This is a genomic window from Paenibacillus sp. 37, from assembly GCF_008386395.1.
In the GTDB taxonomy this organism is placed as follows: Bacteria; Bacillota; Bacilli; order Paenibacillales; family Paenibacillaceae; genus Paenibacillus; species Paenibacillus amylolyticus_B.
Genome location: NZ_CP043761.1, coordinates 5,386,000 through 5,398,231, shown reverse-complemented (window position 1 = coordinate 5,398,231; position 12,232 = coordinate 5,386,000). Strand labels below are relative to the sequence as shown.

General features: G+C 42.2%; 18 protein-coding genes. 17 read left to right on the top strand and 1 reads right to left on the bottom strand.

All coding sequences use genetic code 11. From position 1 onward, the window contains the following. The first annotated feature begins 1 nt into the window (after window position 1). From F0220_RS23090 to F0220_RS23075, 5 genes are all read left to right on the top strand, one after another. Entirely contained in the window at window positions 2–946 is a 945-nt protein-coding gene (locus tag F0220_RS23090) for a GNAT family N-acetyltransferase (protein WP_105601735.1), read from the top strand. Further along, the gene (locus F0220_RS23085; RefSeq protein WP_105601733.1) at window positions 943–1,680 is read left to right on the top strand and encodes a metallophosphoesterase family protein; all 738 of its coding nucleotides are present in this window, start codon (window positions 943–945) and stop codon (window positions 1,678–1,680) included. The genes F0220_RS23090 and F0220_RS23085 overlap by 4 nt, the downstream gene beginning before the upstream one ends. 42 nt (window positions 1,681–1,722) lie before the next feature. Next, on the top strand, window positions 1,723–1,872 hold the full coding sequence (locus tag F0220_RS32605) for a hypothetical protein (RefSeq protein WP_165790026.1): 150 nt from the start codon (window positions 1,723–1,725) through the stop codon (window positions 1,870–1,872). Between the two features lie 16 nt (window positions 1,873–1,888). Beyond that, window positions 1,889–2,404, top strand: a complete 516-nt coding sequence (locus tag F0220_RS23080) for a DinB family protein (protein ID WP_091020305.1) — start codon at window positions 1,889–1,891, stop codon at window positions 2,402–2,404. A gap of 140 nt (window positions 2,405–2,544) precedes the next feature. Further along, window positions 2,545–2,862, top strand: coding sequence for an NUDIX domain-containing protein (locus F0220_RS23075; protein WP_223199759.1), 318 nt, complete (start codon window positions 2,545–2,547; stop codon window positions 2,860–2,862). Window positions 2,863–2,872: 10 nt separating this feature from the next. Here F0220_RS23075 and F0220_RS23070 read toward each other — a convergent pair whose 3' ends face one another. After that, complete coding sequence (locus F0220_RS23070) at window positions 2,873–3,775, bottom strand: ArsR/SmtB family transcription factor (protein WP_105601732.1); 903 nt, start codon at window positions 3,773–3,775, stop codon at window positions 2,873–2,875. 180 nt (window positions 3,776–3,955) lie between these two features. On the opposite strand from F0220_RS23070, the gene F0220_RS23065 reads away from it, so the two are divergent. The 12 genes from F0220_RS23065 (at window position 3,956) to F0220_RS23010 (ending at window position 12,096) form a co-directional block, all read left to right on the top strand. Continuing rightward, window positions 3,956–5,446 carry a glycoside hydrolase family 43 protein gene (locus F0220_RS23065; RefSeq protein WP_105601730.1) on the top strand — a complete coding sequence of 497 codons (1,491 nt, stop codon included), beginning with the start codon at window positions 3,956–3,958 and terminating at the stop codon, window positions 5,444–5,446. A 98-nt stretch (window positions 5,447–5,544) separates the two neighbouring features. Continuing rightward, window positions 5,545–6,117, top strand: a complete 573-nt coding sequence (locus tag F0220_RS23060; RefSeq protein ID WP_105601729.1) for a hypothetical protein — start codon at window positions 5,545–5,547, stop codon at window positions 6,115–6,117. Between the two features lie 99 nt (window positions 6,118–6,216). Further along, window positions 6,217–6,762: a GrpB family protein gene (locus F0220_RS23055; RefSeq protein ID WP_105601727.1), complete on the top strand. Its 546-nt coding sequence runs from the start codon at window positions 6,217–6,219 to the stop codon at window positions 6,760–6,762. 47 nt (window positions 6,763–6,809) lie between these two features. Next, window positions 6,810–7,226, top strand: coding sequence for a hypothetical protein (locus F0220_RS23050; RefSeq protein ID WP_146118075.1), 417 nt, complete (start codon window positions 6,810–6,812; stop codon window positions 7,224–7,226). Window positions 7,227–7,256: 30 nt separating this feature from the next. After that, entirely contained in the window at window positions 7,257–7,778 is a 522-nt protein-coding gene (locus F0220_RS23045; RefSeq protein WP_105601724.1) for a cysteine hydrolase family protein, read from the top strand. A gap of 137 nt (window positions 7,779–7,915) precedes the next feature. Then, window positions 7,916–8,260, top strand: coding sequence for a hypothetical protein (locus tag F0220_RS23040; protein ID WP_146117040.1), 345 nt, complete (start codon window positions 7,916–7,918; stop codon window positions 8,258–8,260). A 12-nt stretch (window positions 8,261–8,272) separates the two neighbouring features. Continuing rightward, entirely contained in the window at window positions 8,273–8,551 is a 279-nt protein-coding gene (locus F0220_RS23035; RefSeq protein ID WP_091020292.1) for a hypothetical protein, read from the top strand. Between the two features lie 209 nt (window positions 8,552–8,760). After that, window positions 8,761–8,967, top strand: coding sequence for a hypothetical protein (locus F0220_RS23030; RefSeq protein WP_181155580.1), 207 nt, complete (start codon window positions 8,761–8,763; stop codon window positions 8,965–8,967). Window positions 8,968–9,042: 75 nt separating this feature from the next. Further along, a complete protein-coding gene (locus tag F0220_RS23025) occupies window positions 9,043–9,522 on the top strand; it encodes a DinB family protein (RefSeq protein ID WP_091020290.1) in 480 nt (159 codons plus the stop codon). Between the two features lie 41 nt (window positions 9,523–9,563). After that, complete coding sequence (locus F0220_RS23020; RefSeq protein WP_105601721.1) at window positions 9,564–10,442, top strand: aminoglycoside phosphotransferase family protein; 879 nt, start codon at window positions 9,564–9,566, stop codon at window positions 10,440–10,442. Between the two features lie 65 nt (window positions 10,443–10,507). Beyond that, window positions 10,508–10,855, top strand: a complete 348-nt coding sequence (locus F0220_RS23015; RefSeq protein WP_105601719.1) for a hypothetical protein — start codon at window positions 10,508–10,510, stop codon at window positions 10,853–10,855. Window positions 10,856–11,094: 239 nt separating this feature from the next. Then, window positions 11,095–12,096 (top strand): endo-1,4-beta-xylanase, encoded by a 1,002-nt coding sequence (locus F0220_RS23010; protein ID WP_105601718.1) that lies wholly within the window; start codon window positions 11,095–11,097, stop codon window positions 12,094–12,096. Window positions 12,097–12,232 lie beyond the last annotated feature (136 nt).

Sequence of the window (12,232 nt, the reverse complement as noted above, 5' to 3'; positions counted from 1 at the left end):
TATGAGTTTAACAGAATGGTCCATAGATATACTTCAATATGATCTGTCGGATGAATATTCGATTCGCAGAGCTGATTTTGCCGAATGGGGATTATTTTGCACGGTTTATTATGATATGCGTTATGTCGGATTTTTCAGGGAAGAAGAGTTCAGTTCTTCCAAGATCAGTGCCTACTGGATTTACAAAGGGGAAAGCAAAATAGGTGGCGTGAGAATGGAGCCTAACCGGATGTATCATTTATTTTTTATCCCGCCGTTCCAGCAGTGCTTTGAGGTATTGAAGCTTCTGAAGCATACATTAGTACAGTGGTCCGATCGCACCAAACGCATTCTGACCTTTGAGATTCTTCCAGACCAAGTTGATCTATACGCAAGAGCCGGATTCTGGCCAGTGGAGTTCAGATGCCGCTGGATGCAGCGGCCTACAGATCATTTTGAAATCGAATGGGACAGCAGGGTAACCGTAAAGAGTCCAGAGATTATTGAAAGTGAAACCGGCAATAGAAAATATGTGAATGAAGATGAGATTGCTCAATGTGACCTGGAGAGTTTTGCAGGAAGTCTTGAAGCTACACGAAGAAAACATAACACTCTTGCAGATTTTATACCAAGTGATGACCCTAATTATACCAATGAAATTCTGACCCAAGCATCCACGCTTGTATATGACGAGGAAACGGGACAGCTTATTGCAAATTGTCGCTTGTGCTTGCAAGATAATCAGGCTGCTGTATATAGCATAGGGGTTCGGCCGGCATATAGAGGTAGAGGGCTTGCTACACTGATGTTACAGAGAGCTTTGAATGAGCTTAAGGGTAAATATCCCGTGCTGCGATTGTATGTGATGCAAGGAAATGATGCGGAGTCCGTGTATCTGAATCTGGGCTTTATTCCGGGAGTACAGGAGATTCAGACGATGTACATTCCAGAGGAGGAATCACAATGAAGGTTGCCATCTTAACCGATATTCATGGGAATTTTCCTGCGCTGCAAGCGGTATTGGCTGATATCGATTCCAGAGAAGACATTGAGCATACATTTTGCTTGGGAGATATGATCGGCATCGGCCCTTACTCCAATGAAGTGATCGAGATGTTGTACAGTCGTGAAAATATGATAGCGATTTCGGGGAATCACGAAGAGGCCGTATTGAGTTTGCTCCAACATAAGAGTCCATTAGAAGGACATAAAGGCTTAGCCGAGCACCATGAATGGATTGGTCAACATCTAAGTGCAGAATCGATCAAGAGAATACAAGCTCTACCGAAGTTTGTTGAAAAAGAGGTAGCAGGACGTCGATTCCTTTTGACTCACTATCATATGAACAACGACAAGCTGGATGTCATCGATAAAGAACCATCAGGGACCAAACTGGACGCGAAGTATCAGGGGACGGCCCATGATTTGGTTTGTTTTGGTCATTATCATATTCTTCATTATTATAGGACAGATCAAAGAGTATATATGAATCCGGGAGCTTTAGGCTGTAACGATCTTGCCATTGCCAGATATGGGATTGTGGATCTTCAAGAGGGCAAACTGAATGTGAGATTCATTGGCGTTCCATATGACAACAGAGAGTATCTGCAGTCGTATGAACGGTTGAACGTTCCGGATCGAGCTTTTATTTTGAAGGCATTTCATGGGAATCAGTTGGAGAGAGAGTACGTGGGAGAGTGATTCTCGTAACAGCGTTTTGTTTTTTTGGAAGGAGAAATGCACATGGGAATGATCATTATGTTGGTGGTGTATCTGTTCCTCGGTATTTATGTTGTGAAAGTTGGAATAGATAACTCAAAAAATAGCCAGCACACCAAAGAAATATTATCAGAGTTAAGGGAAATTAAGGACCTATTGAAAGAACGAGGGTAAAGGAGGAGTGATGACTATGATTCACGACCTACAAGGGGAAGCCAATATGACACCTGTTGTCGGGATGTTATTATCCGCTGTAACAGAAAATAGCCAACGACTTAAATCAATTACAGAAGGTATGTCGCAAGAAGAAGTGGATTACAAAGGGGAAAACAACCAGTTTAATAGTACAGCTCAATTAATCCGACATATTACGTTCGTTGATATGAATTGGGTGTATAGAATAAAGGGATCTGTCCTTCCTCAGCGTTTAATAGAGCAATATGGCCCTATGATCGATGAAAATGATAGACTTCCGCTGGTTCAAGGTCTGGCACGTGACACACTTATCTCTCAATATGAGGGTGTATTAACCCTTCTAAAAGAGACATGCACACATTTAGCGGATGCTGATCTAGATCGAGTCGTTACTTTTGGACATCAGAACGAAAAGCAAGCTACGATACGTTGGGGATTATGGCACATGGCTGACCATAACCGTTATCATCAAGCTCATATTAATCAGTTAAGAAGATGGTTCCAAACATAAACTGATTGTTAATACAAAAATGGGGCTGCGATTAAACACTTGGAAAATAAAATGGTAACTGTCATAAAAGGACTAATCGAGAATGAAGGCAGAGTGTTAATTGTTAAGCGCTCACTAGTGGATGAGGTAGGCGCCGGAAGTTGGGAGACAGTAGGGGGGAACTTCACTTCGGAGAAGAATTGGAAGAGGCTCTGATTCGTGAAGCTAGAGAGGAAGTTGGCATTAAAGTTCAAATAGATGAATTACTGTTTGCCAATACGTTCTTTACCGATCCTCATCGACAGGTCATTCTTCTAATGTATTTGTGTAGAACTAAAGATCATCAAGTGAATCTTTCAGAAGAACATAGTGAATACAAGTGGGCAACCAGATCTGAATTATATCATTACCTGCCTTATGCAATTACTTCAGATCTGGAGAAATATAAAGTTTTTGAGAAAATCAAGTTAATCGATTAGGTTAAAAAATTCAACCCAATACACGAATAACAATATCCTGATCATGGTTACCAAAACCGGCACCATAGATCGTTAATCCGCCTACGTTGGGGCTTTCCTCGTCAACCGTAAAACGAAGCGTCCAGAACGGCTCGCTAAGCTTAATATCCGCAAGTGTGATGTCAGACATCCGCTCTCCATCCATGTAAGTACCGGAGGTATCGATACGAATGGTCTTTAATAATCCATACTGATTCACATTGCGATGCCACCATTCTGGCGTATATTTGCCGCGTGCTGCTCTGCCAAAGTCGGCAGGGCTTGTCCACGTTCCAAGAGAAATGCCATTGAAGGTGAAACGAATATCGGAAGGCCAATGATCTCGCAATCCCGGAGCTTCAGACGCCAGTTCCATCGAAATTTCAATCGCATCGGTTGTCTGATCAGGAAGGACAAAATTTGGTGTTTTATATTCAACATAGCCCTTCCCAAACCACAGGATAGCGGCGTGTACACGCTCAGGATCAAGGAAGTAACGTGGATCATCCCATACGCCGATTTCTTTCTCAAGTGTTCCTAGCCCACAGGTAGGGTGAATATCAAAAGCAGTGTAGTGTCCAACGGCTATCGTCTGTTCTCTGGTTCGTGAAGTTTGGCTTGCGGATGGCAGCTCGATCTCAATCTGATTTTGCTTGAGGTAACATAATTTGTGCGTCCCTCCGTTGATCCGAACGCGTCTGCTCCCAATTAGACCCGCATCCTCCAGTTTGCGAATATGCATCGTGACGATGGAGGGGCTAAGCTCTAATACTGCGGCAATATCCTTCACATTCATTTCGCGATCTGCAATTATGTCCATTATTTCCCATCTGACTTCGCTTGCCAGCGCCTCATATAAAGGAAGGAACTGGGGCTCTCCATTTGCTTTGATCATCTGTACAACTCCCTACCCTCAATCTTCTAAAATCACATATATATTAATTTAATAAAATTAGCTCCAAGATGCAATTCAGATTCATTGCAAGTTTACGCCCGATGGTGTTTAATTTTTGTAGTTGTTACAAAGTTGAATTCTTATATATGTGAATTTTATATTAAGAGGTGGAGTGAAGTAATGAAATACAATAACCCTGTTGTAAAAGGTTTTTATCCAGACCCTAGTGTGATTAAGGTGCACGATACCTACTATATGGTGTGTAGTTCTTTTCAATATTTTCCGGGCGTACCGCTCTTTGAAAGCAAGGATTTGCTGAATTGGAAGCAGATTGGTCACTGCCTGACTCGTAAAAGCCAGATTCAACTCGAGACGGTGAACAGCTCCGGGGGTGTATTTGCCCCAACCATCAGGCACAATGACGGGCGTTTTTATATGGTCACAACCAATGATACGACGCATCAGAATTTCTATGTCTGGACGGACGATATTTACGGAGAATGGTCTGAGCCTATTTATGTGGATCAAGGCGGGATTGATCCCGATTTGTATTTTGAAGATGGAAAAACATTGTTTATGAGTAATGGCGTTGATGATGAAGGCATTGGCGGAATTGTCCAGTGTGAGCTTGAGATTGAAACTGGCCGCAAACTTAGTCCAAGTCGTTCGATATGGAACGGAACAGGTGGACGATATCTGGAAAGTCCGCATCTGTATAAAATGAACGGTTATTATTACCTGCTTGCAGCCGAAGGCGGCACCGAGTATGGTCATATGGTTACATATGCTCGGGGCACTTCTTCTTCGGGACCGTTCGAAGCCTATGCGCACAATCCAGTTCTGACCAACCGCAATCTGGGAGGTTATGAGTTGCAGGGAGTAGGGCATGGTGATCTGGTTCAGGATGATCGGGGGAACTGGTGGCTCTTTCACCTGGGATTCCGACAGATTGGCAAATGGGCTACGTACCATCATCTGGGTCGAGAAGTATTTCTGACTCCAATTACGTTTGGTGAAGACGGATGGTTTACAGCCGGGCATGAAGGCACAACGCTGACGAGTTTTGAGACGGATCGCATTCCCGACACGGTGATCCAGCAGGATAAGAAGAATTATACGTTTGAAAATACAGACTGGAACCTCGACTGGTGTTATCTTCGTCATCCAAATACAGAGCATTATCAGCTTGAATCAGATAAGCTTACGCTAACAGGAACCGATGTAACACTGGACGTTCCGGCATCCCCAACGTTCATTGGGCTACGTCAAAAAGACTTTAATGCTACGATTTCTGTCGATGTTAGTCTGACGAGTGGAGAAGCCGGGATCACGATCTACATGGATGAGAATCATCATTATGAAGTGGCTATTCGTGGGCAGCAGAACGGTTATAAGGTGGTCGAGCGTCTAAATATCGGTGATATCAAATCGATAGAACATGAAGTAGATCTGGGAAATAAACAGTATGCAACGCTGGTGATCTGCTCAAGCCAAGAACGCTACAGTTTCCTGTTTCAAGCAGATGGTGAAGAGATTCTGCTGGGCACGGCACAGACGAGATACCTATCCTCGGAGGTGGCAGGAGGTTTTACGGGCGTACTTATTGGGTTATACGCGAGCGGGCAAGATACTTCAGCTGAGTTTACAAATTTCAAGTGTGATTATCATTAAGAAGTTAAGGGGAGGGCCTAAGGGTCCTTCTCTTTTTTTTAATTTGTGTCAAAATATAGATATATTAATCAATGCCAATAGAAGAGAGGTATGCAAACTTGGAAGTACATTATAAAATGCCGGAATCATTAGAAGGCATCGTTCGAATAGATAAGGAATTACGTAAACAACATAATGCGACCCTTCATGATTATGTGGGGTTTTATATTAGTTTTAACAATGATGATGATCGATACTATTGTACGCCAGATGATGCCATTATATTTGGAAGAATAGGGGCAGATGGTGACCATTTTGCTTTTTTCACGTTTAACAGATCCATTAGTGATTTGGAAGAAGCTCCGGTTATCTTTATCCAACCTACGGCGTTTGGTAATCAAGTAACTTTAGTTGCCAGAAACATTAAGGATTTTATAGCATTATTTATTAATCTTAAGGAAGTATATGTTTTGGAGAGATTTCGATTTTATAAAAACAAACTAGATTTTATGAACGACTATAACGATAACTATATGGAAGATATAAAGATGCGAGAGAGTGAAAATCAATTAATTATTGAACTGTTAAAAGAGAAAATTAAAGGGATAACAGAAATTGATGATGTGTACGAATACATGATGGAATCCAAAAAACAAATAGAACTAGGGATAAACAATGATGATTTTGCATGATATCAATATGGCATCACTAAATAATCTACATGTAACAAAAGGTTAAAAGAACGTGTTATTTAATTATATAGCTTGATTGGATAACCAAGGAGGAGTTGTATGGAGGGTCAATGGAGAATTGCAAAGTATGATCCGGCATGGCGTAATTTGTTTCTCGAAACGGGTTCGAAATTAAGAGAAGCGTTAGGAGAAAAGGCCGTGCGGATTGATCATGTTGGGTCCACTTCAATTGTGGGAATAGACGCTAAACCTATTATAGATATACAACTATCTGTTTCTAATTATAAGAATCTGTTGGACTACAAACATGAGATCGAAACCGTCGGATTTGTATTCAGAGCAGAAAATCCGGATAAGACTAAACGTTACTTTCGTGAAGAACCCGGAAACAGAAGGATACATATACACGTTAGACAGGTAGGCGGTTTCTCCGAGCAGATGACCTTGCTGTTCAGAGACTATCTAAGGGAACATCCAGAAGATTGTTTGAACTATGCGGAAGAAAAGCACAGACTCATGTCATTGTATAAAGATCAGCGTCTCAAATATGTTGAAGGAAAAGGACCAATGGTGTGGAGCATATTACAGAGAGCACACAGTTGGTCTCAAGAAATCGGATGGCAACCGGCAAAATCTGACGCATGAGCACATCCAATGAATAGAGATAACTGTATTGGAGTGATGAGATGAACATGGGAAGAAAGCTGATAACAACCGTTCTAACCATCATTGGTTTTACTTTGGCTGCAAGTCTCATATCGATGAATGAATCCTACAGTTTTGATTTTTACATTGTTATTTATCTGGTATACGCGACTCCCTTGATCCTGTTGATCGGGCTACCTTTATCGATATTGCTAGACTATCTGCTCAGCCGAATACAATTCCCTAATCATGTGTTGTATCTAAGTACGAGGATATTAGGCTATGCATGTGCTGGAGTTTTAGGCATGTATATTTATTATCTGGTCATGGGCGCAGGAGAAGCAATCTTGGATTTCAAAGAGACGTTAGTTCTGACCTTGTTTGGCGTTCTTGCCGCTATCCTATTTGTACTGATTGATATGAGATTGGAAGTTTTGTTAAAGGTACGAAGAAGAAAGATTTGAATTAAATTGATTTGTCAGGAGGAAAGCAAAATGACAACGCATTGTGCACTTCTAATCATTGACGTACAGGTAGCGATGTTTGATGAAGCAGATCCCGTCTATCAGGGGGAACGATTGCTTCAAAAGATCCAGGTGTTAATTGCCAAGGCCCGTGAAGCAGGGCATTCCATCATATATATCCAGCACAGCGAAGGGGCAGGCAGTCCACTGGAACGAGGAACTCCGGGGTGGGCCATTCATCCGTCCATTGCACCTATAGCTGGTGACCTCGTTATTGAAAAGGAGACACCGGATTCATTTCACAGAACCGATCTGCATCTGAAATTGCAAGATAATGGCGTGAAGGAGTTGATTCTCGCGGGTATGCAGACTGAGGTATGTGTAGACACGACTTGCCGCAGAGCGTTCAGTCTGGGTTACACGGTCAATCTGGTTCAAGATGCGCACAGCACATGGAATTCAAAGACGCTTCAAGCAGAGCAGATTATTGCACATCACAATACGGTACTGAGACTGTTTGCCAACGTGGTGGATACGGAGAATGTGTTGTAATGCTAGGAAAACGTAGGCGATTTTGGTTTTTCATAGGTGCGGCAATCATGTTTATGTATTTTCTAATCACGAGTAATCCAGATCCAAATAAGCCGATTTCGAGAAATCAAGTGATAAGCACAGAGATGAGCATAGTTGTGTACACCAGGACAGGCGACGGTGGAGCACACGTTAGCATTGACAATGTTACGTTAAGTAAAGAAGACATTAGCCGTATAGTCGGCTGGCTGAATGCAGCCCCGGAATCAGCCAAAATACCAGTAGATGATGTCACAGGAAGCATTAGTGCGGGAATTGCTTTGAGATTAAAGCATAACGCTGAAATTACAATTCAATACAATCGGAAACAGATTATTGTATCCACAAAAAGCAGATTTAATAGAGATACGAAATATATACTTGATCAAAAGGACTTAAGAGACTTTATGGATCAAAAGTTGGAAGGGACGTATTTTGGTGAAGATACCGTTAGTGTTGAATAAGGAGGAGAGGTATTGACGATTAACAAAAGAATAATGAATCTATCAGCCTGGCTTGCTGTATTAGCCATCCTATGTATTCCTGGAACTTTACATACTGAAGATGGACCGCTCCGAACAGAGTATGGTTTCCCAATCCGATTCTTTACGGATTATCATTATGCCAACTCGGATGGAACAATCTGGTTTATATCTGGTATCTATTTAAATGTACTTCTATTTTTGTTCAATGTCCTGTTTATTTATGCAGGAATTCATGTAATCTTGTATATAAAAAAGAAATTAACTAAATAAATTGAACTGAATATTTACACAAAACGGAGAGGACAGAAAGGACCTGAAGAAGCGGAGTGTTCGCCTTTATCCCCGGATTTTAACTTTATAAAAGGAATCAAAAAAATCTGGGGATAACAGCGATCGGAAGGTTGTTCTGTCATCGGAGTGGTAAGTGTAAATATTCAATAGTGCAACTTTATATAGAATATAAAGATGGAGTGATTACGATGAAACAACTTCCAGTAGAATGGAAGTCAGACCGACTTATTATCTCAAATGTGGAAGAATCCGATATTCCTGAACTTGAGTCCATATATGAGACCAGTCGGTACTTGCATCAATGGGATGGACAAGAGCACGATCGGAACTATGTAAAAGAATGTTTTGAAGAAGGCCACCTTCCACCGGGAGGCAGGGATATGGACAAGAATTAATTCGGAGGATACCTTTGCCAATACAGAATTGATCAAATCTCTCTGAAAAATATGCTGATAAAGGGGAATATACCAATGGAAACATTCTTTCGTTATAACTGGATGGTGCGTGAGCAATGGTATGTGTGGTGTGAAGATGTACCGCTTGAAGAATTGCTTCGGCCTCGCATGGGCGGAGTAGGCAACATATTACAAACATTATTTCATATCATTGATGTAGAGTGGAGCTGGCTTCAGTTGCTTCAGGACAAACCGGATGATGCAGAAGATTTTGCAAACTACCAGAATCTTGAGGCAGTAAGGCGACTCGATCGCAAGTTACGTCCTGATGTGGAGGCATTTGTTACAGCATGGGATTCGAGTATGGAAAAAAGAGCTTTTATTGATCATCGCTCAGCTGGCAAGGTCAGTACATATTCATGGGGAGAAGTAATGCGACATGTGATCGCCCATGAGATTCACCATATGGGACAGCTGTCGGTATGGGCCAGAGAATTGGGTAAGCAGCCTGTATCCGCCAATGTCATTGGCAAAGGCCTGATGATACCTGACTAACAGGGAGAAAGCGGCATGACATGAATGAACGGAGGAAAACGATGACAATTCAACTTAGCCAGATGAATTGGATAGAACTGGATGAATGTATCCAGCAGGTGATTGAACAGGAGGTTCAGATCATTCCCTTGCCACCTGGACTGGAAGCGAGTGTGATGAGAATTGAAATGCAAGATCAGCAGTACGTATTGAAAGTCTGGGACAAGGATTCCAAACCGGATATCGCCAAACAATATCGATTATTGTCCAAGCTTTATCAAAGTGGAATTCGTGTTTCCAAACCCTACGGTTGGGGATTAGACGAGCAAGAGAATCAAGTGCTGTTAACGAGCTATGATGGAAAGCCGCTTAACCAATTAACACAAACCAAACTGACACATTTGGCTGAGCGATTAATGGAGGTCCATCGTTATCCGGTGAATGAAGTGAGTACTGGAGAAGATGAAGAATACATATTCAGGTACGATTTTGTTCAATACTTTTTTCCTCAAATTGAATTACATGACGATATAAATGATCTTCTGGCAAACTTGATCCAGCAGGTCCAGATCAGACAGGACCGCTTGATTCATGGCGATTATAATCTGGGAAACATTCTTGAGATGGACAACCGTTACAGCATCATCGATTGGACTAATGGGCAGTATGGTGATCCAAGGTACGATATGGCATGGTCTGTTTTTCTGATCACCATCTATAATGGGGAAAGTTACGGCGAGATGTATCACGCTCAATTTGCACGTTCTGCAAGTTATGTGTACACGCTGGAAGAGGAGCAGGTTTTTGAAGCTGTGGCTTGCCTGCGCTGGATTCTGTTAAGGCGCGTTGGGGATGTACCCATGGGGCCAGATGTAATGGAAAGGGTTCACAGCATGGCTGTCCATAATCCGTATTTGAATGAACACCTGCTGTTTAAATAAAATAAACAGCCAGTCCTAAACTAGCGATCCTCGCATACCCATGAGAGTAGAGGAGCGTGATCGATATGGAGCAGAAAGTACAAACCTACTTTGACCTGAAGCAGCAGCAAAAAGATATTGAGCAGCAGTTGTCTGTACTACGAGATGAGATTGTCGCTTATTGTACAGAACAAGGGGTCTATGAGACGCAGGTTGGTGGTTACACCGTGAAAACAGTGCTGCAGAACCGGAAGGAATACGATGATCAGAAGCTGTATGCTTCTCTTCCAGACCCGGACATCTGGCGATTGTTGTCCAAGGTAGACAGTCATAAGCTGAAAAGCCTGATTAAGCTAAACATTCTGTCCGAGGAGCAAATTAACCCGGCATGCACAGTGAAACAGGTGACCTTGCTACAGGTAGACAAGCTGTAACGCTTCATACTCTCTTTGTACATGTGTTGAATTTAACTGAACCTCCCGATCACAAAACACCTTCGAAGAAATGTTCTGTTGCGATGAGCAGCGGAACAAACGTGGAGGTGTTTTTGTTTTGCGAACAGGTCCCAGGATCATAAATAGTTAAATATGAGGGGGAAGAAGTATAATTTGTTCATTGTAAGCGTATTCAACAAACGATATGATGGATAAAAAATGGCAGGGAGGAATTGTAAATGCCAACCGAAATTCCATCACTACATGCTGCGTACGCTAATACGTTCAAAATAGGTGCTGCTGTACATACCAGAATGTTGCAGTCCGAAGGGGATTTCATCGCCAAACACTTCAATAGCATCACGGCTGAAAATCAGATGAAATTCGAAGAAATTCACCCGGAAGAGAATCGTTATACTTTTGAGGCGGCGGATAAAATTGTTGATTTTGCTGTTGCTCAAGGTATTGGGGTTCGCGGACATACTTTGGTCTGGCATAATCAAACATCGAAATGGGTCTTTGAGGATACCTCAGGTGCTCCTGCTTCCAGAGAGCTGCTATTATCTCGCTTGAAGCAACATATTGATACGGTAGTAGGTCGATATAAAGGGCAAATATATGCATGGGATGTCGTCAATGAAGCGATTGAAGATAAGACCGACCTGTTCATGCGGGACACGAAGTGGTTACAGCTAGTGGGAGAAGACTATTTGCTGCAAGCATTCAGTATGGCTCATGAAGCTGATCCAAATGCGCTTCTTTTCTATAATGACTACAATGAGACGGATCCGGTCAAACGGGAGAAGATATACAATCTGGTTCGGTCTTTGCTGGACAAGGGAGCACCTGTACATGGAATAGGCATGCAGGGACATTGGAATATTCATGGTCCTTCGATTGAAGAGATCCGAATGGCTATTGAGCGTTATGCTTCACTGGATGTGCAGTTGCATGTTACGGAGCTGGATATGTCCGTGTTTCGTTATGAGGATCGTCGAACGGACCTCACCGGGCCAACTTCGGAGATGGCTGAGCTACAGGAGCGTCGATATGAAGAAATCTTCAATTTGTTCCGTGAGTATAAATCATCCATTACCTCTGTGACGTTCTGGGGAGTGGCCGACAATTATACTTGGTTAGACCATTTCCCGGTACGCGGACGCAAAAATTGGCCCTTTGTTTTTGATCAACAGTTGCAGCCAAAGGAATCATTTTGGCGTATCATTAACCCTATGTCCTGAACATCAGGGAAGTGGAGAGAATCGGTCACGATGTGGCCGATTTTTTGCTGTACTTAATATAGATTATACAGTACGGTTATCTCGTGAATGATAGAGGCGTTGAGTTGTGTGGATGATAAAAATATGGTATTAAATG